The organism is Hyphomonadaceae bacterium ML37, from assembly GCA_027627685.1.
GTDB lineage: Bacteria > Pseudomonadota > Alphaproteobacteria > Caulobacterales > Maricaulaceae > Oceanicaulis.
Window position 1 is genome coordinate 2,430,118 of the sequence record CP091241.1, and the last position, 22,383, is coordinate 2,452,500.

A 22,383-nucleotide genomic window follows, 5' to 3' on the forward strand; every position below is an offset into this window, starting at 1 on the left:
TGGAAACGATTGAATTGAAATTGAATATTTGCGTGCAATTGGCTATTCTAACTCCGCAAGCCCCTTATGGGCGAATGAATAGCCTAGCCCTCTAACGGGCCGAACAGCCCCGCCTTGGCGGGGCTGTTCTCTTTTCAGGCGCAGGTTTGCCAACGATTTCCTCACCCAAACCGCCGCAACGCCGCATCCGCCGCGTGGTGCAGGAGGGCGTGGCGCCGGGCCAGGGCGTCGAGATCGCGGGCATAGCCGCCGCCCAGCACGCCGGTGACGGGAACGCCGCGTTTGAGGCAAGCGTCAAACACCATGGCTTCGCGCGCGGCCAGCCCCTCATCACTGAGGTCCAGAAGGCCCAGCCGGTCCTCGCGGTGGGGATCGACCCCGGCGTTGAAGAAGACGAGATCCGGCCGGCTGGCTTCGAGCGCGTCATCCACCGCGGCGCGGGCGGCGGCGAGATAGTCCGTGTCGCCGGTCCCTTTGGAGAGGCCGATATCCATGTCCGACACCGCCTTGCGGCGCGGCCAGTTGTCCTCGCAATGTACCGACAGGGTGAAGACGCGGGGGTCATGTTCAAAAATCCGCGCCGTGCCGTCGCCCTGATGCACGTCGAGATCAATGACCAGCACGCGCTGCACCGCGCCTTCCGCCAGCAGGAGCCGGGCGGCAACGGCCACATCGTTGAAGACGCAGAAGCCAGCGCCACCTGACTGGTCGGCATGGTGGCTGCCGCCGGCGGTATTGCACGCCGCGCCATGCTCCAGCGCGAGGCGCCCCGCCAGCGCCGTGCCCGCCACCGCGCATTGCGAGCGCAGGGCGACGGCTGGCGTCATCTCGAACCCGATGCGCCGGGCCAGCGGGGCCGGCACCGCCGCACCCAGCACCTGATCCACATAGGCCGGGTTATGAGCCAGCTGCAGCCAGGCGGCGGGCGCAGGGGCGGGACGGTGAAACGCGTCCCAGTCCGCGACGAGCCCGCTGGCCACCAGCGCGCCCGCCACCGCCCGGAATTTTCCCATGGGAAAGCGGTGACCGGCGGGCACGCCGGCCGCGACATACGCCTCGTGAAACACCACCTCGACCATCGTGCTGAGAGCTAGCACGCGCGGGCGTGGCTGCAACGTCATTTGCCAAGGCGCACGTAGGCGATTACACCGCTGGGCTTCGGCTTTCGCCGCGCTTTCCGGAGCCTTGCGCCATGCGTCATTTCCTCAGCACCGAAGACTGGTCCCGCGACGAGCTGCAGGCCATGATCGACCGTGCGCGCGTGCTGAAAGACAGCCCCCATGGCGATGCGCTGAAGGGCAAATCCATCGCGCTGATGTTCTTCAACCCGTCTTTGCGCACGCGCACCTCGTTTGATCTGGGCGCTCGCCAGCTGGGTGGGCACGCCATCGTGCTGGACGCGCGCGGCCAGACCTGGCCGGTGGAAATCGGCGACGGCGCGGTGATGGACGGCGACCCGGAAGAGCATGTGCGCGAGGCGGCGCGGGTCTTGTCGCGCTATGTCGACATGATCGCGATCCGCTGCTTTCCCAAGTTTCAGGACTGGACATCCGAGCGCGAGGACCCGCTGATAACCGCCTATGCCAAACACGCCACCGTGCCGGTGATCAATATGGAGACCATCGTACATCCCTGTCAGGAACTGGCGCTGATGATGGCGCTGCAGGACCGGATCGGCGATGTGCGCGGCAAGGACTTCCTGTTGACCTGGGTCCCCCATCCCAAGCCGCTGAACACGGCGGTGGCCAATTCAGCCCTGCTGATCGCGTCGAAATTCGGCATGAATGTGCGCCTGCTGATCCCGGACGAGGTCTATCGTCTGGACGAGCGATACATGGGCGCGGCGCAGCGCTTCTGCGCTGACGCCGGAACGTCCCTGACTGTCACCACCGACCCTGAAGCCGCCTATGCCGGCGCCCACGCCGTCTACGCCAAGAGCTGGGGCGCCCTGCCGTTTTATGGCAATTGGGCTGAGGAAGCGCCGTTCCGCGCCAAGGGCGCCGGCTTCATGATCGACGAGGCCAAGATGGCGCTCACGAAGGGCGGCGTGGTCAGCCACTGCCTGCCCATGCGGCGCAATGTGAAGATCGCCGACGCGGTGGTGGACAGCCCGGCCTTCCTCGGCATTGAGGAGGCGGAAAACCGCCTGCACGTGCAGAAGGCGCTGATGGAGCGCATGATCGAGGAGCGATGAGGCGCGCCGTCAGTCTTTGCGCCCCTGTCCTTGTATGCAGTCCAGTCCGGATAATCCGCCCATGACCCGTGAATCCGCCCAAGCTCCCGCCCAGCCCGCGCCGGTGCGTGCGGCCATCGTGCAGCTTTTGTCGAACATGCGCGACGGCAAGGAGATACGCGAATACCTCACCCGTTTCTCCGCCCTCGATCAGGAGCGCTTCGCCGTCATCAAGGTGGGCGGGGCAATCATTGAAGAGGACCTTGATGCGCTGGCCGGCGCGCTGGCCTTCCTGCAGTCGGTGGGGCTGGCGCCCATCGTGGTGCATGGCGGCGGACCCCAGCTGAACGCCACACTGGAAGCGGCCGGATACCCTGAAGAGCGCGTCGACGGGCTGCGCATCACGCCGCCGGGCGCCATGGGCGTCGTGCGCGATACGCTGACGGCGGTGAACCTGAAACTCGTGCAGGCCGTGCGCGACCGGGGCGGACGGGCGGCGGCCATTCCGTCGGGCGTGTTCGAAGCTGAACTGATCGATGAGGCCCGGCTAGGCCGGGTGGGATCACCCACACGCGTGCGCCTGGAGCTGGTCGCGGCGGCGGCGCGCGCTGGTCAGGCGCCGATCCTGGGCTGCCTGGCTGATACGTCAGATGGCAGGCTGGTGAATGTCAACGCCGACAGCGCGGTGCGGGCCCTGGTGCATGAGCTGCAGCCCTACAAGATCGTGTTCCTGACCGGGACCGGCGCGCTGCTGGACGCGTCGGGCGCGCAGATTTCGGCCATCAACCTGGCCACCGACCATGATGACCTGATGGCCGCTGACTGGGTGACGGGCGGCATGCGTCTGAAACTGCAGGAGATCAAGCGCCTGCTCGATGATCTGCCGCTGTCGAGCTCGGTGTCGATCACGCGGCCTGAAGAGCTCGCCAAGGAGCTGTTCACCCATGCCGGCGCCGGCACGCTGGTGCGCAAGGGCGAGCGCATGCTGGAACTGACCTCGCGCGGCGAGATCGACCGCGCGCGCATGGCGCACCTCATCGAAAGCTCCTTCGGGCGCAAGCCGGTGGCGGACTATTTCGACCGGCTGGATTTCGAGCGCGCCTTTGTGACCGAGCAATACCGCGCTGCGGCGATCACGGCGCGCCTTGATGATGCGGTCTATCTCGACAAGTTCGCGGTGCTGGACGAGGCGCGCGGCGAGGGGCTGGGCGGGGCGGTGTGGAAGCGGCTGATCGCCCACGCGCCGCGGCTCTACTGGCGCTCGCGCAGCGATAACCCGGTCAATGAATTCTACTTCTCCACCTGCCATGGCGCGGTCAAACAGGGGCGCTGGACGGTGTTCTGGCGCGGCGAAAGCGACCTGTCGCGCATTCCGGCCATGGTCGAGCGCATCGCCGCCCTGCCCGCGACCCTGGTGGATAAATGAAGACCGTCGGCCTGATCGGCGCGCGCGGCCATACGGGCCGCGAGCTGATCGCGCTGCTGGCGCGGCGCGACGACATGCGCCTGAGCTTCGCCGTCTCGCGCGCCATGGACGGCACGCCGGTGCGCGAGCTGGCCCCCGAAGCGCCGGCGGACCTGAAGTTCGAGGCGCTGGACCCGGACGCCTGCGCGGCGCGCGGCGCGGACGCGGTGATCCTGGCCATGCCCAACGGTCAGGCGGCGCCTTATGTGGCGGCGTTCGAAGCCCACGCGCCGGACACGGTGCTGGTGGATTTGTCGGCCGACTACCGCTTCGATGATGCCTGGACCTATGGCCTGCCGGAGATTTACGGGCGCGGGGCGCTGAGCGGCGCGCGCCGCATTTCCAATCCCGGTTGCTACGCCACGGCGGGGCAGCTGTGCGTGGCGCCGGTGCGGCCATGGCTGTCCGGCCCCGCCCATCTGTTTGGCGTGTCAGGCTATTCGGGCGCCGGGACCACGCCCAGCCGCAAGAATGATCTGGCGGCGCTCAAGGACAATCTCATGCCCTACATGCTCGCGGGCCATGTCCATGAGCGCGAGATGAGCCGGCATCTGGGACGCGACGTGCGCTTCAGCCCCCATGTGGCCGCCTTTTTCCGGGGCATTGTGGTGACCGCCCAGCTGGAATTTGCGGTCCCGGTGACAGAGGCCGAGCTGCACGCCGCCTATGCCAGCGCCTATGAGGGCGAGCCGCTGATCCGCGTCACCGACGCCATCCCCGAGATCACCGACGGCGCCAACTTCCCCGGCGCGGTGCTGGGCGGGCTGACACTGGCCGAAGACGGCAGGCGCGCCGTGATCGTGTGCGCGCTGGACAATCTCCTCAAAGGCGCGGCAGTGCAGGCCATGCAGAACCTCGCCCTGGCGCTGGACCTGCCGGAGTTTGAGGGGCTGGGAGTTTAGCGCCCTGCGGCGTGGTGACGCCCTTGTGATCTAGGCTGGTCGACGCCAATTGCGCGGCAGCTTATGAGTGGGTCGAGATATTGTTCCCGCTCCACACCATGGAGGCGCAAGACCCATGACCCCCAAGACCCTCACCGACCAGCTGTCCGTCAGCACACAGATTTCGCCCGAGGATGTTGCGCAGGCGGCCAAGGCGGGCTTCTCTGTCATCATCGCCAACCGCCCTGATCATGAAGATCCGGGCCAACCGGATGCCGCAACCCTGCAAGCAGCGGCCGAAGCGGCGGGGCTGAGCTTTGTGCATATCCCGGTGACCGGCGGCCAGTTTCCGCCCGACGCGGTGGCGGCGTTCAAAGAGGCTTCGGCCAAAGGCAAGACGCTGGCCTATTGCCGCTCGGGCACGCGGTGCACGGTATTATGGGCGCTGGGCAAGCCGGAGGGCCTGAGTGCGGATGAGGTGATTTCCCGCGCCGCCAATGCCGGTTACGACATTTCCGGTCTGCGCACCCATCTCGAAGGCTGAGGCGGCGCCATGCGCCTGTCGCGCTATTTTCCCATTCTTGACTGGGGGCGGCGCTATAAAGGCGAAACGCTGGCCAGCGATCTGACCGCGGCGGTGATCGTCACGATCATGCTGATCCCTCAATCGCTGGCCTATGCGCTGCTGGCCGGCCTGCCGCCCGAAGCCGGGCTCTATGCCTCCATCGCGCCGCTTGTGGCCTATGCGATCTTCGGCACCAGCCGGGCGCTGGCCGTGGGGCCGGTGGCGGTGGTGTCGCTGATGACGGCGGCGGCGGTGGGACAGATCGCGGACACCGGCACCATCGGCTACGCCACGGCGGCGGTGACGCTCGCCTTCCTGTCCGGCGTGATCCTTTTGCTGATGGGCGTGTTCCGCCTGGGTTTCCTGGCCAACTTCCTGTCCCATCCCGTCATCTCCGGCTTCATCACGGCGTCCGGCGTGATCATCGCCGCGAGCCAGCTGCGTCATATTCTGGGCGTACCGGGCGGCGGTCACACGCTGGTGGAGATCGTGTCGAGTCTCGCCGGGTCGGTGACGGCGACCAACCCGTACACCCTGGCCGTGGGCGCTGCGTCGCTGGGCTTTTTGCTGTTTGTGCGCTCAGGGCTCAAACCCCTCCTGATGGCCATGCGCGTGCCCGAAAAGGCTGCCGGCATCGTCACGAAAATTGGCCCGGTGATCGCGGTGGCCGCCTCCATCGGCGCGGTGCTGGCCTTTGATCTGGGCGCACGCGGCGTGGCGGTGGTGGGCGAGGTGCCGCAAGGCCTGCCGCCCTTCACCCTGCCGAGCTTCGAGCTGGAACTGGTGCAGCTCCTGCTGGCCTCGGCCATGCTGATATCGGTGATCGGGTTTGTGGAATCGGTCTCGGTGGCCCAGACGCTGGCGGCCAAGAAGCGCGAGCGCATCGATCCCGATCAGGAGCTGGTGGCGCTGGGCGCCTCCAACGTCTCGGCTGCGATGAGCGGCGGGTTTCCGGTGACGGGAGGGTTCGCCCGCTCGGTGGTCAATTTCGACGCCGGCGCGGCGACCCCGGCGGCGGGCGCGTTCACGGCGGTGGGCATATTGCTGGCCGCGGCCTTCCTGACGCCGCTGATCTTTCACCTGCCCATCGCGGTGCTGGCGGCGACCATCATCGTGGCGGTGCTGTCGCTGGTGGATTTCGGCGCGCTGGGGCGGGCGTTCCGGTATTCCAAGGCCGATTTCGCCGCCATGGCCGCCACCATCGCCATCACGCTGGTCATGGGCGTGGAAGCGGGCGTGAGCGTCGGCGTGATCCTGTCGCTCGTCCTCTTCCTCTACCGCACCAGCCGGCCCCATGCGGCGGTGGTGGGTCAGGTGCCAGGCGGGGAGCATTTCCGCAATGTGGAGCGCCACGCGGTGATCACATCGCCGCTGGTGGTGACACTGCGGGTGGATGAGAGCCTGTATTTCGCCAATGCCCGCTATCTCGAAGACCGGGTCTATCAGCTCGTCGCCGAAAACCCGGACGCGCGCCACATCATCCTGATGTGCCCGGCGGTCAATTTCATCGATATGAGCGCGCTGGAAAGCCTGGAGGCCATCAATACGCGCCTGGCCAGCACGGATATCAAGCTGCACCTGTCCGAGGTGAAGGGCCCGGTGATGGACCGGCTGAAACGCTCGCACTTCCTGGAAACGCTGTCAGGCCAGATCTTCCTGTCGCAGTATGAAGCCTTCGCCGCGCTGGACCCGGAGACGGCGAAGCGCGCGCTGGCGGGCGAAGCGCGGTAAATTCGCCGCACTCACCCGGCTCTTGTGTGCCTCATATGCAACACCTACATGCGCTTTGAACCGGGCGGACGGGGCGCTTCAAGCAAGGTCCCGGCCCGCCTGTCTCGCTGACCTTCAGGAGACGGATAGACGCCATGAATATTGAAAAATTCACCGACCGCGCCCGCGCCGTGCTTCAGGCCGCGCAAGGGCTCGCCATGAAGCGCAAGCACCAGCATTTCGCGCCCGAGCACTTGCTGAAAGCCCTGCTGGATGATGAGGGCGGGCTGGCGGTGAATCTGATCCGCGCGGCGGGCGGGCGCCCCGACCATGTGGCTGACCTGACCGAGCGCGCGCTGGAGGCCCTGCCGAAAGTGGAGGGCGGCGGCCAGCTTTACCTGGCGCCGCGCACCGGCGAGGTATTCACCACCGCCGAAGAGGCCGCGCAAAAAGCGGGCGACCAGTTCGTCACCGCCGAGCGCCTGCTCCAGGCGCTGAGCGTGGTGCAGGGGACCAAGCCGGCGGAGATTTTCAAGCAGGCGGGCGTGACGCCCCAGACGCTCAACACCGCGATCAATGATCTGCGCCAGGGCCGGACCGCCGACAGCCAATCGGCCGAAGACACCTATGAGGCGCTGAAGAAATACGCCCGCGACCTGACGGCTGCCGCGCGCGCCGGCAAGCTGGACCCGGTGATCGGCCGGGACGAGGAGATCCGGCGCGCGGTACAGGTGCTGTCGCGGCGCACCAAGAACAACCCGGTCCTCATCGGCGAACCCGGCGTGGGCAAGACCGCCATTGCAGAGGGCCTGGCCCTGCGCATCGTCAATGGCGATGTGCCGGAGAGCTTGAAAGACAAGAAGCTGATGGCCCTCGACATGGGCTCGCTGATCGCCGGCGCGAAATATCGCGGCGAATTCGAGGAGCGGCTGAAAAGCGTGCTGTCGGAGGTGGAATCGGCCGCCGGCGGCATCATCCTGTTCATCGACGAGATGCACACGCTGGTGGGCGCGGGCAAGACGGACGGAGCGATGGACGCCTCCAACCTGTTGAAGCCCGCTTTGGCGCGCGGTGAGCTGCACTGCATCGGCGCCACCACGCTCGATGAATACCGCAAGCACGTGGAAAAAGACGCCGCCCTGGCGCGCCGCTTCCAGCCGGTGTTTGTCGATGAGCCGAGCGTGGAGGACACCGTCTCCATCCTGCGCGGGCTGAAGGAGAAGTATGAGGTGCACCACGGCGTGCGCATCGCCGACAGCGCCATTGTGGCCGCCGCGACCCTGTCCAACCGCTATATCACCGACCGCTTCCTGCCCGACAAGGCCATCGATCTGATGGACGAGGCGGCGGCGCGCCTGCGCATGCAGGTGGATTCCAAGCCGGAAGCGCTGGACGAGCTCGACCGGCGCATCATCCAGCTGAAGATCGAGGGCGAGGCCCTCAAGAAGGAAAAGGACGACGCCTCGCGCACGCGGCTCGAAACGCTCAAGAAGGAGCTGTCGGAGCTGGAGCAGCGCTCCAATGAAATGACGGCCGCCTGGCGCGCCGAGAAGGAAAAGCTCGCTTCGGCCACCGACGTGAAGGAGCAGCTGGACCGGCTGCGCGCCGAGCTGGCCGACGCCGAACGCCGGGGCGATCTGGCCCGCGCCTCGGAGCTCAAATACGGCCGCATCCCGGAGCTGGAAAAGCGTCTGCGCGACGCCGAAGCCGCCAGCGCCGCCAATGGCCAGGGCGTGCTGGTCAAGGAAGTGGTGGACGACGAGCAGATCGCCGGCGTGGTCAGCCGCTGGACCGGCGTGCCGGTGGACAAGATGCTCGAAGGCGAGCGCGAGAAGCTGATGGCGATGGAAGATGGCCTGCGCGCGCGCGTGGTCGGTCAGGACGACGCGCTGGAAGCGGTGTCCGACGCGGTGCGCCGGTCTCGCGCGGGCCTCAAGGACCCTGCCCGGCCCATCGGCTCCTTCCTGTTCCTGGGCCCCACGGGCGTGGGCAAGACCGAGCTGACCAAAGCGCTGGCGGAGTTCCTGTTCGACGATGAAAGCGCGGTCACGCGCATGGACATGTCCGAATACATGGAGAAGCACTCGGTCAGCCGGATGATCGGCGCCCCTCCGGGCTATGTCGGCTATGACGAAGGCGGCGCCCTGACCGAAGCCGTGCGCCGGCGGCCCTATCAGGTGGTGCTGTTTGACGAGGTGGAGAAAGCCCACCCGGATGTGTTCAACGTGCTCCTTCAGGTGCTCGACGATGGCCGGCTGACCGATGGTCAGGGCCGCACGGTGGATTTCCGCAACACGATCCTGATCATGACCTCCAATCTCGGCTCCGAATTCCTGCTGTCAGGCGATGTGGAGGCGGCCCGGGACAATGTGATGGGCGCGGTGCGCGCGGCGTTCCGCCCGGAATTCCTGAACCGGATCGACGAGATCATCCTGTTCCGCCGCCTGGAAGAGCAGCACATGGGCTCCATCGTCGACATCCAGCTCAAACGCCTCGAGGCCCTGCTGGCCGACCGGCGCATGACGCTGTCCATGGACGCGGCGGCGCGCGCCTGGCTCGCGCAGAAGGGCTATGACCCGGCCTATGGCGCGCGCCCGCTGAAGCGCGTGATCCAGAAGGAGTTGCAGGACCCGCTGGCCCGGCTGATCCTGGCCGGCAAGCTCAATGACGGCGACATGATCACCGTCTCGGCCGAAGCCGGCGCCCTCACCGTCAACGGCCATGCGGTGAGCCGCAATGCGCGGCCGCCAGCGGAGGCGACGATTCAGTAGGGGTGCGGGGCCGGGCAGCCGGGCGTTACGTGTTTGCGTGGCCCGGCCGTCCGGATACTGATCGTCAACGACCCCATCTCGCCGTCGATCCTTGCTGAGCCATTTTCGCAAGCGTCGCAAGCTGTCAAGGACGACCGAGCCTTCGCTCGGTCGCCGCACGGCGGCGGCCCGAAGGGCCGTCCTTGACTGCCTGCGATCGCCTTGCGTGATCTTCCAGCATGGAACGAAGAGGAAGCCTGACCGCGCTGGAACCCCTGTGCACGGCTCATGCGTCGTCAAGGCTCTTCAAACAAGCGCAAGTTCGGCAAGCAGGCTGTGACTTTGTCCCGGGCCGGTCTAACCTTTGGCGACAGACCGCTTCGGAGCCGCCATGACCGCCCAGCCTGCTTTCGCGTCCGATTTCTCGGCGATCCTCCATATGGACGACCGCACGCCGTTCGACACGGTGTTTGATTTCGAGGCCGCAGGCATTGCCCATCCGGTGCTCGCCAGCGGGCACGGGCCGGGCGTGATTTTGATGCATGAGCTGCCTGGTTTTGTGAGCGAGTTCTGGCGGCTGGCCCGCTGGATCGAGGCGGCGGGATTTCGCGTCTACGCCCCCGCCTATATGGACCCGGCCGGCAGCGATCTGGAGGAGGTTCTGGCCCTGCATGGCCGGGTGGGCGGCATGGCGCGCGCCTGCGTCTCCAGAGAGATCCGCCTGTTCGCGCGCGAGGGCGGCAGTCCGGTATCGGACTGGCTGCGGGCGCTCGCCCGTCAGGCCCATGCCGAGTGCGGCGGGCCGGGCGTGGGCGCGGTGGGGCTGTGCCTGTCGGGCAATTTCGCCTGGTCGGTAGCCATTGATCCCAGCGTTCAGGCGGCGGTGGCGGGAGAGCCCGCCGTGCCGTTCAACAATCCCGGCGGCCTGCACCTGAGCGACGCCGAGGCGGCGGGCCTGAAAGCGCGCACGGACCTGCCGGTGATGGCGCTGCGCTTTGCCGGCGATCCGTCCTGCAAGGCCGAGCGTTTCACAGCCCTGACAGAACTCATCGGACAGGACCGCGCCCTGACCCGCGTCATGCCGGACTCAGCCAAGAACCCGAAGGGCAACCCCTTCCCCCACGCGGTGCTCACAAAGGACCTGATCGCGGCGGACGGCCAGCCGACCTTTGAAGCCGCGCGCGAGGTGCTGGGGTATCTCACGGCGAGGCTGCACGCGGGCGAGAGCGCGCAATAACCTGACTCTAGGCGCCGCACCATCACCGGAGTATCGTCGCGCGACTCGATCAACGGGGGTAACCGCCATGCTTCGCCGTTTCGCCGCGCTCAGCGCTCTCGCCGCCGCCTGCGTGCTTGGCGCGCCCGCCCACGCCCAGCTCAGCGAGCTACGCGGCGGGGTGGCCGCTCACGACGTCTATAACGGACGCGAGGATGGCGTTCAGATCATCGCCGAGGTGCTGTTTGACAGCCCCGATTTCCTCAACTGGGCCTACTCGCCACGGCCCTATATCATGGGCTCGTTCAACACGTCCGGCCTGACCAATCTTGGCGCGGTGGGACTGGCCTGGGAAGGCTCGGCCACCGAGCGCCTGACCTTTGAAGGCTCGTGGGGCATCGCCTATCATGACGGCGTGACCGATTATGTCGACCTGCCGCCCGACGATCCCGACCGCATCCGCCTGGCCGCCACCCGCGCCGGGCTGGGCTCGCACTATCTGTTCCATCTGCGCCTGGGGACCGATTACGCCTTGAACGACACCTGGCGGGTGGGCGTGTTCTACGAGCACTATTCCCACGGCCAGATCCTGGGCAATGGCCGCAACCAGGCCCTCGACGAGATCGGCGTGCGGCTGGGCTACCGGTTCGGGAATTAGCTTCCTGGGCGCTGGAACGGATAGAAGTCCGAGCCAAGCTCCAGAATGCCGGTGAGCGCGTCCAGCGCGCGCCGGCTTTCATCCACCAGTGCCGGATCGCCCAGATCCTGAGGCGCCAGCGTCTCGCGGTAGTGGGTGTTGGCCCATTCGGTCAGGGCGTCATGGCGCTGCGCCGTCAGCCAGGCGCCCGGATTGACCGCGGCGCGCTGGGCCTCGTCCAACACCACGCGCAGGCGCAAACAGGCCGGCCCGCCGCCATTGCGCATGGACTGGCGTACGTCCGCAAACTCAACCGCGCCGATCGGGCCATTGCCGGCGGTCAGGCGCTCGGCATAGGCGCGGGTCGAGGGGGTCTCCTCGGTCTCTTTCGGGGCCAGCAGGACCTGACGGCTTTCGCCTGGCCAGATCAGCAATTGCGAATTGAACAGGTAGGATGCGATGGCGTCGGTCAGCGGGACCTCGGCGTCGGGCACTTCCACGAACACCGGCTCGAACAGCCCGTCTGCGGCGCGGCGGATGGCGTCGAGGGCTGCGGCGGAGTCCACGAACGCGTGCTCGTGATAGAACAGCACCGGGCCGGTGCCGACGCACACCACGTCATTATGGAATGCGCCCGCCTCGATGGCTTGGCGCGACTGGCGGATATGCACGGTGCGCGCCGGGTCCAGGCCATGGCGGCGCGCGACCGCCTCGCAGGCCTGCAGGGTCTGGCGAGCGGGATACTTCGCCTGCCAGGTCTCGAACGCGTCGCGGCCATGGACGAAAATCTCCACCCCCGGCGCGCCATGCTCCGCGCACAGGCGCACATGATTGGCCGCGCCTTCATCGGCGAAATGGGCCTGTGAGGGCAGCGCGCCATGGACGGCGAAGCGGGCCTCATCGGCGAAGATGCGCGAGAGGGCTTTCTGAGTCTGAGTGTGCTCGATGGAGCGGTGCAGCGCCGTGACCAGATTGGCCGGGGTGAAATGCACGCGGGCGTCGGCTGTGTCAGCGCCCGGCGACACGGTGGCGGCGTTGGCCGCCCACATGGACGAGGCCGACAGCATGTTCAGCGCCAGCTCGGGCGCGGCCTTGTAAGCCGCCTCCCACACCGCGCCGTCAGTGCGGCCAGTGAAGCCCAGCGCACGCAGGGCGGGTATGTCCGGACGTTCCTGTGGCGGGAGGAGACCCTGCGCGAGCCCCGCATCTGCCAGCCTGCGCGCCTTGGACAGGCCTTCGAGAACCCCTGCGCGCGGACGCGCCACGGCGCCGCGATTTTTCGCACTGGCCAGATTGCCCGGCGCGAGCCCGCCATAATTGTGGGTCGGACCGACCAGCCCGTCGAAATTGGCCTCCACCGCGCCGGTCATCCGTCCAGCCCCTTGATCGCCTGACGCACCAGGGTGGGCGCAGCCTGGGCGGCCACCGGGTAAGCGCAGTAGTCGGCCGCATAGAAGGCGCTGGGGCGCAAATTGCCCGACTGGCCCGGGCCCCCGAACGGCATGGTGGAGGCCGCGCCCGGCGTGGGCCGGTTGAAGTTCACGATGCCCGCACGGACCAGCGCCCGGAAGCGCGGCCAGAGATCGGCGTCATCGCTGACCAGCCCTGCGGCCAGTCCATAGGCGGTGTTGTTGGCCTCGGTGATCGCCGCATCGAAGCTGGCTGCGCGGCGCACCTGGAGCAGCGGCCCGAACACCTCCTCGTCGGGCGTCTTCACGCCTTCCACATCCAGGAGCCCCGGCGTCACGAAGGCCGGGCCCTGCCCGCGTCCGGCCTTCACGATAGCGCGCGCGCCCAGCGCCAGCAGCGCGTCCTGGGCCTTGAGCACCTGATCGGCGGCGTGATTGCTGACCAGCGGGCCCATGAAGGGTTCGGGGCTTGCGTTCCAGGCGCCCAGCGTCAGCTGCGGGATCAGGGCGGCGACAGCCTCGATCACCGCGTCGCCCGCCTTGCCCTGCGGCACGATCAGGCGGCGCGCGCACGAACAGCGCTGACCGGCGGTGATATAGGCCGACAGAACCGCGACGCGGGCCGCAGCCTCGGCGTCGGCGGCGTCCCAGACCACGAGCGGGTTGTTGCCGCCCATCTCCAGCGCGAGCTGAATGCCGGTGCGTCCGGCAAAGTGTTTATGGATGAAAGAACCCGTGGACCAGGAGCCGGTGAACAGCACACCGTCCAGATCGCGGTCATCCAGCGCTGCCGCGCCGGTGTCGCGCGCGCCCTGCACCAGATTGAGCACGCCGGCGGGAAGGCCTGCTTCAGCCCATAGCTGCGCGATCAGCGCGCCGATGGCCGGGGTCAATTCGGATGGCTTGAAGACAATCGTATTGCCCGCCAGCAGGGCCGGCACGATATGGCCGTTGGGCAGATGGCCGGGGAAGTTATAGGGGCCGAGCACAAACATCACGCCCAGCGGCTTGTGCTCCAGCGTCTGCTCGCCGAAATCGGTTTGCGTGCGCGTGGACCCGGTGCGCTCGGTATAAGCCTTCACCGACACCGCGATCTTGCCGGCCATGGCGCCCGCTTCCGTGCGCGCCTCCCAGAGCGGCTTGCCGGTTTCGCGCGCGATCAGCTCGGCGATGGCCTCGCTGCGCTCTTTGAGAAGCGCCGCAAACCGCTCGGCCACGGCGCGGCGCGTATCATACCCCGCCAGCGCCCAGTCCGGGAACGCCGCGCGGGCTGCCACGAAAGCCTCGCGCACATCATCCGGCGAAGCGGCGGCGCCCTCCCAGACCGTATCGGCGCTGGACGGGTCGATGGAGCGGAAGGCCGCCGCGCGGCCCTCGCGCCAGGCGCCGTTGATGAAGAGGGATGCGGTCATGTCAGTCAGTCCTTGATCCAGAAACGTACGGGATCGCCTGCGCGCACATCCAGCGCGCGCCGGGCGTCGTCGTCGAGGCCGGCCTCGGCCTCGTCATGGGTGATCTGCGTATAGACACAGCGGAAATCGCCGATCCGGTCATTGGAGACCAGGGCGCGGCGGCGGTCACCGGCCGGGCTGGTACCGGCGACAGGCAGCACCTGGCTTTCGCGGATGGTGCGCACCTCGTCCGCGCCGCAGGAGACCAGCGGGCCGCCGTCGAAAATGTCCACATAGCGCTCATAGCGCAGGCCCTCGGCCTCCAGCAGGCGCAGAGCGTTGACGCCATGGGGATGGGTCTTGCCGATCACCGCGCGCGCCTCGCGCGGCAACAGGTCGAGATAGATGAGGTGGGACGGCATGAGGTCGAGGATGAACTGGTTGTCCGTCGCCGCCGAGAGCCGGTCAGCCTCATCAAAGCTCATCTTGAAGAAAGGGCGCGAGACATGCTCGAAGAAGATGGAATCGCCCTTCTCATCCACCACGCCGCGCAATTCGGACAGAATGCGCTTGCCGAAGCGCTCGCGGGCGGACGCCACCAGCAGATAGCGCGCCTTGGCCGTCAGGCTGCCGGCCCCGGCGCCGCGCGCCGCATCGCTGACAAAGAGCGAGCCGACTTCCGTCGAGCCGGCGAAATCATTGACTAGCAGCATGGCGTCCATGTCGAAGCGCTTGGCCGCTTCCTTGGAGGCTTGGGCGAAGGTGAAAATCTTGAAGTCGAAATACGGCTTCTTGACCCCCACCATGGCCTTGACCGCCGAGGTGCCGAGAATCTCTCCGGTCTCGCTGTCTTCCAGCATGAGCTGATAGGTGCAGTCGCACGGATCGCTCAGCCTGCCGTCAAACGCGGCTTCGGACGCCGCCAGCTTGGCCGCCAGGGCGTCATCGGGCAAAGACAAGCTGGTGAAGCCCGGACCGGCCGCCCGGGCCAGCTTCAGGAACCCGTCCACATCGCCCGACCGGGCCGCGCGCACCACCAGCATGAAATCTCCCCCTGTCGTCCCTGAACCCGGCTAGGCCTTGGCCAGCGCGCGCGCCTCTGCAGCGTTGAACCGGCCGCGGGCGAACTGCATCAGCATCACCGCCGACAGCTGGGCGCGCTCGGGCAGGCTGGAGAGCTTGGCGATCTCCCGGCTGGAATGAATATCCGCGCCGCGCACGCCCAGCGTATCCACGTTGGGACAGCCCGACGCCCACAGATTATTGCCTTCGCACACCCCGCCCGTGTCTTTCCAGCGAATGTCGAGGCCCAGCGGCGCGCCGGCGGCGCGCGTCCATTCAAACATGCGCAAATTGGCCGGGCTCATGGGCTTGGGCGGGCGGGTGAAGCCGCCATGCAGATCAGCCGAGATGCCGTCGCGCGCATCAGTGAGTTTGACCAGCGCGTCGATTTCGGCCCGCGCCCAGATCGCGTCGTCTTCAGTTTTCACCCGCACATTGAAGCGGCAAATGCCCAGCTCCGGCACCACATTGGGCGCACCGCCGCCATCGATGCGCGAGACATTGAAGGTGACGTGCTCGCGCTGGCCGTTGAGCGCGTCGAGGCGGCGGGCGAAATCAGCGGCGGCGACAATGGCGTTGCGGCCCAGATGATGCTCGCGCCCGGCATGGGCGGCGCGGCCCCGGCAGCGCAGGGAGAAATTGCCCGACCCCTTGCGCGCGCCCGCCAACGAGCCATCCACCAGCGCCGGCTCATACGTCATGCCCACATGGGCGTGGCGGCCGAGCTCGGCGAGCACTGGCCCGGAGCCCAGCGAGCCGATCTCCTCGTCCGGGCTGATCAATATGTCATAGCCGATCTGGTCCGCCCACGGGCTGCGCTCCAGCCCCATGAGGGCGGTGAGCATGACGATCAGCCCGCCCTTCATGTCCGCCGCTCCCGGTCCGTTGATCGTGTCGTCGTCCAGCATGCGCCAGGCGTCAAAACCGGAGCCCGGCGGAAACACCGTGTCGTGGTGGCCGGTCAGGACGATTTTTACCGGGGCGTCGGGGCGCCGGGTCAGGCGGAAGGCCGGCGTGTATTCGACATCCCGGATCTCGCCATCGAGCTCGATCGTGGTCGACGGCGCGAGCTCCACGGCAGTGATCTCGCCGCCCAGCGCCGCAAACGCCGTTTCCAGCTCGGCGCGCATGGCTTCCAAACCGTCAGCGTTGCGGCTGCCGGAATTGATGGCGGACCAGGCTTTGACCCGCGCGACCATGGCGTCCGCCTCGCCCTCGATCCAGTCAAGGACGGCGCGGTCTTCCCGGTCGAGGGTCAGGGCGGTCATGGACGGCTCCGGTGGCGCTACGTACGGGCTCAGGCGTGCTCAAGCGCCTGTTCGAGATCGGCGATCAGATCGTCGGGATTCTCGATGCCCACCGAGATGCGCACAAGCCCGCCAGTGAAGCCCAGACGCTCACGCAGGGACTCCTCCACCGCCGCATGGGTGGTGCTGCCCGGATGGCAGATCAGGGTCTCGGTGCCGCCGAGGCTGACCGCCAGCTTGACCACCTGCAGCGCGTTGAGCATGCGGAAGGCCGCAGCCTGCCCGCCCACCACATCAAACGAGAAGGTGGAGCCGTGATGGCCGCCGCTCTGGCGTTCATGCACCAGCTGGTCGCGCGAGCCGGGCTCGAGGAAGCCGAGATAGCGCACCTTCTCCACTTTCGGGTGGGTTTTCAGATAATTGGCCACGATCGCCGCGCCTTCAAAGGCGGCTTTCATGCGCAGGGTCACCGTCTCCAGCGAGCGCGCCAGCATCCAGCACGTATTGGGATCAAGATTGGTGCCCATGCCCGAACGCAGCTTGCGCACCGGGCGCATCAGGGCGTCAGAGCCCATGGCGGCGCCGCCGATCAGGTCGGAATGGCCGCCGATATATTTGGTGAGCGAATACACAACGATGTCGGCGCCGTGGGCCAGCGGCGTCTGGCCGATGGGGCCCAGAATCGTGTTGTCCACCACCACAGGCGGGCGATGACCCTGACGCTCGCCGATCTCTTCAGCCAGGCGCTTCATCTGGGTCAGGTCCACCACTTCATTGGTGGGATTGGTGGGGGTTTCGCAGAAAATCACCGCAATCCGCCCCAGTTGCAGGGCGGCCTCCACGGTTTCTGCGATCTCCGCCTCGCTGGCGCCCGCGAAGAAGTCGGCGCTTTTGATGCCGTACTGGGGCAGGATGGCGCGGATCAGCGTCTCGGTCCCGCCATAGAGCGGCGTGGACTGCAGCACCACATCGCCGGCATGGGCGTGGGCCATGATTACGGTGGAGATGGCGCCCATGCCCGATGAGAAGACCAGCGCCTCCTCGGCCCCGTCAAACAGGGTGAGCCGGTCTTCGAGCACTTCCATGTTCGGGTTGTTGAACCGCGAATAGAGAAGCCCCGCCTCAACCGGATCGCCGGACTGGGAGCGTCCGCCCATGACGCGGAAGAAGGACGCCCCCTCTTCGGCGGTGGCGAAGGCGAAGGTAGAGGTCTGGAAGATGGGCGGCTTGATCGAGCCTTCCGACAGCTTGGCGTCGAAGCCATAGCTCATCATCATGGTTTCGGGGCTCAGCGAACGCGCGCCCAGCGCGCGCTTGCGGTAGGGCGTTTCAGGTTTGCTCATAACGGGCTCCTGCCGGCGGCGCATGGAAGCGCCCAGCGGCGACAGACAAACGGGATCGGGTTTACCGCTCCTGTCTTGCGCCGCTGGCGCGTGCGGGTCAACCCGGCGCACAGGGCGGCGGCCTGTTGCGGCGCTCTCCCGGACCGCATCGCCGCGCAATGTTTCCACCCCCCCCAGACGCAGAACGGCCCGCCGGATTGCTCCGGCGGGCCGTCTGATTTGAGACTGACTGACCTGGACTTAGTTCAGGTTGATCAGGACTTCCACGCGCCGGTTCAGCGGCTCGCGCACGCCGTCCGGGGTCGCAACGGCCGGGCGGGATTCGCCGTAGGCGTTGATCGACACCGCACCGGCGGGAACGCCGAGACGGACCAGCTCGTCACGCACCGCACGGGCGCGGCGCTCGGACAGGCCGACGTTGTAGGCGGCCGAACCGGAGCGGTCGGCGTGGCCATCGATGCGGACCGCAGCGACGCCGCAATTGCGGGCGGTGCTGATGGCGCTGTTGATGACGTTGCGCGACTGGTCGGTGACGTTGGAGCGATCCCACTCGAAGTACACCACGAACTCGGCATCCTCACACGACGGCGGAGGCGGCGGAGGCGGGGGCGGCGGGGGAGGCGGCGGCGGAGGCGGAGGCGGAGGCGGGGGCGGGGGCGGCGGCGGCGGCGGAGCCGGCGGAGCCGCGAACAGATAGCGCAGACCGATCCAGGCCTCGTGACCGCGCAGCGCGTCCACATTGGCGCCCGGGGTGTAGCTGGTGGCCGAGTGGCCGAAATAGCGGTACTCGGTGTCCAGGGTGAGGTTCTGGCTCAACGCCCAGCCGATGCCGGCGATGAGCTGATAGCCCAGAGCCGTATCGGAATCGCGCAGCTGTATATAGCGCGGATCGCCCGGGATGATCGAACCGACCGGACGGGTGCCGTTCTGCCAGCCCGCCAGCGAGGCGGTGGACTGAACCCAGCCCAGGCCGGCGCCGACATACGGACGCCAGACGGAGCCAGTGTTGAAGTCGTACAGCACGTTGACCATGCCCGACCAGGCGTGGAATTTCGAGAAGCTGTCCTCGTAATTCCCGATCGAGCCCATTTCGTTGTAGCGATGGGCGAGTTCGCCCTCGATACGCCAGCCGCCAGCGTACTGGTAGCCAAGCGCCAGGCGCTGGCGCCAGTCGGCCCGGCCGTGAATGCCACCGCCGCGGGCTCCGTTGCCGAGCGAGCCGGACACGTCAGAGTCAGCGGGTGCGCCATAACCGACGCCGCCGCTGAGATACCAGCCCTCGTCGGCGGACGCCATGGACGGCGCGCCGAGCACCAGGCCCAGGGCCGCTGCAGTCATGAGGTATTGTTTCATACTTTAACCCCTCCGGGCGAATAGCCCTTCGTGTGATGAACGCGGAGCCTGTCGCGGGTTGCACCCGATGTGCCGTCTGATGGCCCAGAATGCGGGCCGCCGAACACCTTGGCGACAAGACGCTCAACTCTTTCACTACAGGATTTTCACATACAGCGCTACCGCCAAGCGGCGACACGGGCCCGGTTTCAACGAAGAATACCGGCCTGTTTCAGCTCTTCGTAGCCGATTTGATCAATACCGAGGCGTTCTTGCAACACTTCCGGCGTATGCTCGCCCAGTCTTGGCGGGGCCGTGCGATAGACTGGCGGCGTTGCGGACAGGCGCATCGGGTTGGCGACCAGAGGCGCGGCGTCACACCCGGTCATGGGCAGGTTGAATGCCAGCCCGCGCGCCTCGGCCTGAGGGTGAGCAAAGACCTGGTCGATGCTCTGGATCGGGCCGCAGGGCACGCCCGCCGCGTTCAGCGCCCCGGTCCAGTTGGCGCTGGAGCGCGCGCTCATTACAACAATGATCTGCGCAATGAGGATTTCGCGGTGCTCCACCCGCCCGGCATTGGTCTGGAATCGCGGGTCCTGCGCCCACTCCGCGCGCTCCAGCGCCCGGGCGAAGGCGGCGAACTGGCCGTCATTGCCCACCGCCACGGCGATGCGGCCGTCCAGCGTGGGGAAATCCTGATACGGCACGATATTGGGATGGGCGTTGCCGCCCCGCCCCGGCGCCCGGCCCGACACCAGATAGTTCGACGCCTGATTGGCCAGCATCGCCGCCTGAACGTCGAACAGCGCCATGTCGATATTCTGGCCGCCCAGTCCCTGATCACGCGCGATCAGCGCCGCCATCACTGCGCCGGCGGCATAGACGCCGGTGAACAGATCCACGGCCGGCAGGCCGACCTTGGTCGGCTTGTCCTCGCCGGTCACGCTCATCAGCCCGCCCATGGCCTGGATCAGAAAATCATAACCGGGCTGGGCGCTGAGAGGGCCGGTCTGGCCAAAGCCGGTGATGGAGCAATAGATGATGTCGCTGCGCAGCGCCTTCACGCTGTCATAGTCGAGGCCGTATTTCTTGAGCCCCCCGGTCTTGTAGTTCTCAATCACCACATCGCTGCCGGCGGCCAGAGACCGCAGGAGCTCGCGGCCCCGCTCCTCGCGCATATTGACGGCGATGGAGCGCTTGTTGCGGTTGGCGCACAGATAATAGGCCGCGTCCGCGCGCGAGCCGTCCTCATTCTTCAGAAACGGCGGCCCCCAGCCGCGCGTGTCGTCGCCGCCATCGGGGTTCTCCACCTTGATCACGTCGGCGCCCAGATCGGCCAGGATTTGCGTGCACCACGGGCCCGCCAGCACGCGCGACAGGTCCAGCACCTTGATATGAGACAGCGCTCCAGGGCTCATGGCGGACAGGCTCCGTTTGTTCGGACAAGTCACACTCGCCTAGCCCAGACGCCCGCGCCCACGCAAGGGCGCTCACCCGCGCAGAGGCGCGAATCATCCAGCTCGACAGCGGCAGGATCGAACCACAGCGATGAACGCGCTAGCGTTCGGACCATGACGATCCGCCCTGATTCGAGTTCCGCGTCCGCGCCCGCAGCGGCGCGTCCCCGCCCGGGTCTCACCGAGGCGCGTGCGGCCATGCGCGAGGTGTTCGGCTTTCCCGATTTCCGCCCCGGTCAGGGCGAAATCCTGGAGGCCGTGCTGGCCGGCGATGACGTGCTGGCGGTGATGCCCACCGGGCGCGGCAAGTCGCTGTGTTTTCAGCTGCCTGCCATCCTGAAAGGCGGGCTGACGCTGGTCGTGTCGCCGCTGATCGCCCTGATGCGCGACCAGGTGGCGGCGTTGCAGTCAGCCGGCGTGGAGGCGGCGAGCCTGACCAGCGCCGATGATGCGGACGCGCGCGAGGACACCTGGCGCAAGCTTGATGAGGGGTCGCTGCGTCTTCTTTATATGGCGCCCGAGCGCCTGGCCGCGCCGGGTCTGGCGCAGCGTCTGGGCCGGGCGGGGCTGAGCCTGATTGCCGTGGACGAAGCTCATTGCGTCTCCCAATGGGGTCATGATTTCCGCCCCGATTACCTACGCATCGCCGAGCTGGCGCGCGCCGCCGGATCGCCCCAGATCGCCGCCTTCACCGCCACCGCAGACGCCGCGGCCCGGCGCGACATCGCGGCGCGCCTGTTCACCCGCGAACCCAAAGAGTTCGTGGCCGGGTTTGACCGGCCCAATATTTTCCTGGGCGTCGGGGCGCGCCAGTCGGGCGCGGCGCAGGTGCTGGACTTCATCCGCGCGCGCCCCGGCCGGGCGGGCATCGTCTATTGCACCAGCCGCAAGGGCTGCGATGACTTGGCCGAGCGCCTGCGCAAGGCGGGGATAGATGCGCTCGCCTATCACGCCGGCCTCGACAGCGCCGAGCGCAGCGCCCGCCAGGACCGGTTTGTTCAGAGCGACAGCCTGGTGATGTGCGCCACGGTGGCGTTCGGGATGGGGGTGGACAAGCCCGATGTGCGCTTTGTCGTCCATGCCGGCCTGCCCAAATCCATGGAGGCGTATTATCAGGAGATCGGGCGCGCGGGCCGTGACGGGGATCCGGCTGATACGCTGATGCTGTGGACGCTGGGCGATGCAGCCCTGCGCCGGCGCCAGATTTCCGAAAGCGAGAGCGACGCGACCCGCAAGCAGATGGAGCTGCGCCGGCTGGGCGCGCTGATCGCCTATTGCGAAGCGCCGCGCTGCCGGCGTCAGACCCTGCTGGCCTATTTCGGGGACGCCAGCGATCCGTGCGGGCATTGCGATCTGTGTCTGGATCCGCCCGAGCTGATCGATGGCGCGGTGCTGGCCCAGAAGGCCATGTCGGCCATCGCGCGCACCGGCCAGCGCTTCGGGCTGGAGCATCTGGTCAATGTCCTGCGCGGCGGCGACACAGATAAAGTGCGCGAGCACGGCCATGACGCCCTGCCGACCTTCGGCGTGGGCAAGGACCTCACGCGCCCGCAATGGATGGGCGTATTCCGCCAGCTCTTCGCCGCCGGGCTGATCGATCAGCCGGTGGATGGCCATGGAGAATGGGTGATTACGCCGCAGGGGCGCGAGGTGTTGTTTGGACGCCTGCCCGTCGCCCTGCGCCCGCCGCAAGCTGAACGCAAAGCCGCGTCGCGGCGCGGCCCGGCGCCCGAGGCGGCCGATGT

General features: G+C 67.4%; 17 protein-coding genes (1 of these 17 only partly in view). 9 read left to right on the top strand and 8 right to left on the bottom strand.

Annotated elements, in window-relative coordinates:
• Positions 1-161 precede the first annotated feature (161 nt).
• Positions 162-1,097 (bottom strand): histone deacetylase, encoded by a 936-nt coding sequence (locus L2D01_11980; protein ID WBQ09606.1) that lies wholly within the window; start codon positions 1,095-1,097, stop codon positions 162-164.
• A 95-nt stretch (positions 1,098-1,192) separates the two neighbouring features.
• Here L2D01_11980 and L2D01_11985 point away from each other — a divergent pair, with 95 nt between their 5' ends.
• From L2D01_11985 to L2D01_12020, 8 genes are all read left to right on the top strand, one after another.
• Positions 1,193-2,194 carry an N-acetylornithine carbamoyltransferase gene (locus L2D01_11985; GenBank protein ID WBQ09607.1) on the top strand — a complete coding sequence of 334 codons (1,002 nt, stop codon included), beginning with the start codon at positions 1,193-1,195 and terminating at the stop codon, positions 2,192-2,194.
• A gap of 61 nt (positions 2,195-2,255) precedes the next feature.
• Positions 2,256-3,599, top strand: coding sequence for an acetylglutamate kinase (locus tag L2D01_11990; GenBank protein ID WBQ09608.1), 1,344 nt, complete (start codon positions 2,256-2,258; stop codon positions 3,597-3,599).
• Positions 3,596-4,540 carry an N-acetyl-gamma-glutamyl-phosphate reductase gene (gene argC / locus L2D01_11995; GenBank protein WBQ09609.1) on the top strand — a complete coding sequence of 315 codons (945 nt, stop codon included), beginning with the start codon at positions 3,596-3,598 and terminating at the stop codon, positions 4,538-4,540. Before L2D01_11990 ends, argC begins: the two co-directional genes overlap by 4 nt.
• A 115-nt stretch (positions 4,541-4,655) precedes the next feature.
• Positions 4,656-5,063 carry a TIGR01244 family sulfur transferase gene (locus L2D01_12000; protein ID WBQ09610.1) on the top strand — a complete coding sequence of 136 codons (408 nt, stop codon included), beginning with the start codon at positions 4,656-4,658 and terminating at the stop codon, positions 5,061-5,063.
• Between the two features lie 9 nt (positions 5,064-5,072).
• Positions 5,073-6,815, top strand: a complete 1,743-nt coding sequence (gene sulP, locus L2D01_12005; GenBank protein WBQ09611.1) for a sulfate permease — start codon at positions 5,073-5,075, stop codon at positions 6,813-6,815.
• A gap of 134 nt (positions 6,816-6,949) precedes the next feature.
• The gene (gene clpB, locus L2D01_12010; protein ID WBQ09612.1) at positions 6,950-9,565 is read left to right on the top strand and encodes an ATP-dependent chaperone ClpB; all 2,616 of its coding nucleotides are present in this window, start codon (positions 6,950-6,952) and stop codon (positions 9,563-9,565) included.
• 370 nt (positions 9,566-9,935) lie between these two features.
• Positions 9,936-10,781: a dienelactone hydrolase family protein gene (locus tag L2D01_12015; GenBank protein ID WBQ09613.1), complete on the top strand. Its 846-nt coding sequence runs from the start codon at positions 9,936-9,938 to the stop codon at positions 10,779-10,781.
• A 67-nt stretch (positions 10,782-10,848) separates the two neighbouring features.
• Positions 10,849-11,418: an acyloxyacyl hydrolase gene (locus L2D01_12020; GenBank protein ID WBQ09614.1), complete on the top strand. Its 570-nt coding sequence runs from the start codon at positions 10,849-10,851 to the stop codon at positions 11,416-11,418.
• Here L2D01_12020 and astB read toward each other — a convergent pair.
• From astB to L2D01_12055, 7 genes are all read right to left on the bottom strand, one after another.
• Positions 11,415-12,767, bottom strand: a complete 1,353-nt coding sequence (gene astB, locus L2D01_12025) for an N-succinylarginine dihydrolase (GenBank protein ID WBQ09615.1) — start codon at positions 12,765-12,767, stop codon at positions 11,415-11,417. The two genes, L2D01_12020 and astB, sit on opposite strands and share 4 nt — an antisense overlap.
• Complete coding sequence (gene astD / locus L2D01_12030; GenBank protein WBQ09616.1) at positions 12,764-14,218, bottom strand: succinylglutamate-semialdehyde dehydrogenase; 1,455 nt, start codon at positions 14,216-14,218, stop codon at positions 12,764-12,766. Before astD ends, astB begins: the two co-directional genes overlap by 4 nt.
• 5 nt (positions 14,219-14,223) lie before the next feature.
• Positions 14,224-15,240: an arginine N-succinyltransferase gene (locus L2D01_12035; protein ID WBQ09617.1), complete on the bottom strand. Its 1,017-nt coding sequence runs from the start codon at positions 15,238-15,240 to the stop codon at positions 14,224-14,226.
• A gap of 30 nt (positions 15,241-15,270) precedes the next feature.
• Positions 15,271-16,527: a hydrolase gene (locus L2D01_12040; protein WBQ09618.1), complete on the bottom strand. Its 1,257-nt coding sequence runs from the start codon at positions 16,525-16,527 to the stop codon at positions 15,271-15,273.
• Positions 16,528-16,556: 29 nt separating this feature from the next.
• Positions 16,557-17,849, bottom strand: a complete 1,293-nt coding sequence (locus tag L2D01_12045; GenBank protein WBQ09619.1) for a cystathionine gamma-synthase family protein — start codon at positions 17,847-17,849, stop codon at positions 16,557-16,559.
• Between the two features lie 240 nt (positions 17,850-18,089).
• Positions 18,090-19,187 (bottom strand): OmpA family protein, encoded by a 1,098-nt coding sequence (locus tag L2D01_12050; protein ID WBQ09620.1) that lies wholly within the window; start codon positions 19,185-19,187, stop codon positions 18,090-18,092.
• A 203-nt stretch (positions 19,188-19,390) separates the two neighbouring features.
• Positions 19,391-20,599 (bottom strand): CoA transferase, encoded by a 1,209-nt coding sequence (locus L2D01_12055; protein WBQ09621.1) that lies wholly within the window; start codon positions 20,597-20,599, stop codon positions 19,391-19,393.
• 237 nt (positions 20,600-20,836) lie between these two features.
• Here L2D01_12055 and recQ point away from each other — a divergent pair, with 237 nt between their 5' ends.
• Positions 20,837-22,383, top strand: the 5' portion of a protein-coding gene (gene recQ, locus L2D01_12060) for a DNA helicase RecQ (GenBank protein WBQ09622.1). It continues 235 nt past the right edge of the window; 1,547 of the gene's 1,782 nt are visible here — the first part of the coding sequence; it begins with the start codon at positions 20,837-20,839; the stop codon falls past the right edge of the window.

What these genes read in the sequence shown, in the direction of transcription:
- L2D01_12035 (WBQ09617.1), bottom strand. Translation starts at nt 15,240, where the DNA reads ATGCTGGTGGTGCGCGCGGCCCGGTCGGGCGATGTGGACGGGTTCCTG.
- L2D01_11990 (WBQ09608.1), top strand. Translation starts at nt 2,256, where the DNA reads ATGACCCGTGAATCCGCCCAAGCTCCCGCCCAGCCCGCGCCGGTGCGT.
- L2D01_12015 (WBQ09613.1), top strand. Translation starts at nt 9,936, where the DNA reads ATGACCGCCCAGCCTGCTTTCGCGTCCGATTTCTCGGCGATCCTCCAT.
- L2D01_12055 (WBQ09621.1), bottom strand. Translation starts at nt 20,599, where the DNA reads ATGAGCCCTGGAGCGCTGTCTCATATCAAGGTGCTGGACCTGTCGCGC.
- L2D01_12045 (WBQ09619.1), bottom strand. Translation starts at nt 17,849, where the DNA reads ATGAGCAAACCTGAAACGCCCTACCGCAAGCGCGCGCTGGGCGCGCGT.
- L2D01_12020 (WBQ09614.1), top strand. Translation starts at nt 10,849, where the DNA reads ATGCTTCGCCGTTTCGCCGCGCTCAGCGCTCTCGCCGCCGCCTGCGTG.
- clpB (WBQ09612.1), top strand. Translation starts at nt 6,950, where the DNA reads ATGAATATTGAAAAATTCACCGACCGCGCCCGCGCCGTGCTTCAGGCC.
- L2D01_12000 (WBQ09610.1), top strand. Translation starts at nt 4,656, where the DNA reads ATGACCCCCAAGACCCTCACCGACCAGCTGTCCGTCAGCACACAGATT.
- L2D01_12040 (WBQ09618.1), bottom strand. Translation starts at nt 16,527, where the DNA reads ATGACCGCCCTGACCCTCGACCGGGAAGACCGCGCCGTCCTTGACTGG.
- astB (WBQ09615.1), bottom strand. Translation starts at nt 12,767, where the DNA reads ATGACCGGCGCGGTGGAGGCCAATTTCGACGGGCTGGTCGGTCCGACC.
- sulP (WBQ09611.1), top strand. Translation starts at nt 5,073, where the DNA reads ATGCGCCTGTCGCGCTATTTTCCCATTCTTGACTGGGGGCGGCGCTAT.
- argC (WBQ09609.1), top strand. Translation starts at nt 3,596, where the DNA reads ATGAAGACCGTCGGCCTGATCGGCGCGCGCGGCCATACGGGCCGCGAG.
- L2D01_11985 (WBQ09607.1), top strand. Translation starts at nt 1,193, where the DNA reads ATGCGTCATTTCCTCAGCACCGAAGACTGGTCCCGCGACGAGCTGCAG.
- L2D01_12050 (WBQ09620.1), bottom strand. Translation starts at nt 19,187, where the DNA reads ATGACTGCAGCGGCCCTGGGCCTGGTGCTCGGCGCGCCGTCCATGGCG.
- astD (WBQ09616.1), bottom strand. Translation starts at nt 14,218, where the DNA reads ATGACCGCATCCCTCTTCATCAACGGCGCCTGGCGCGAGGGCCGCGCG.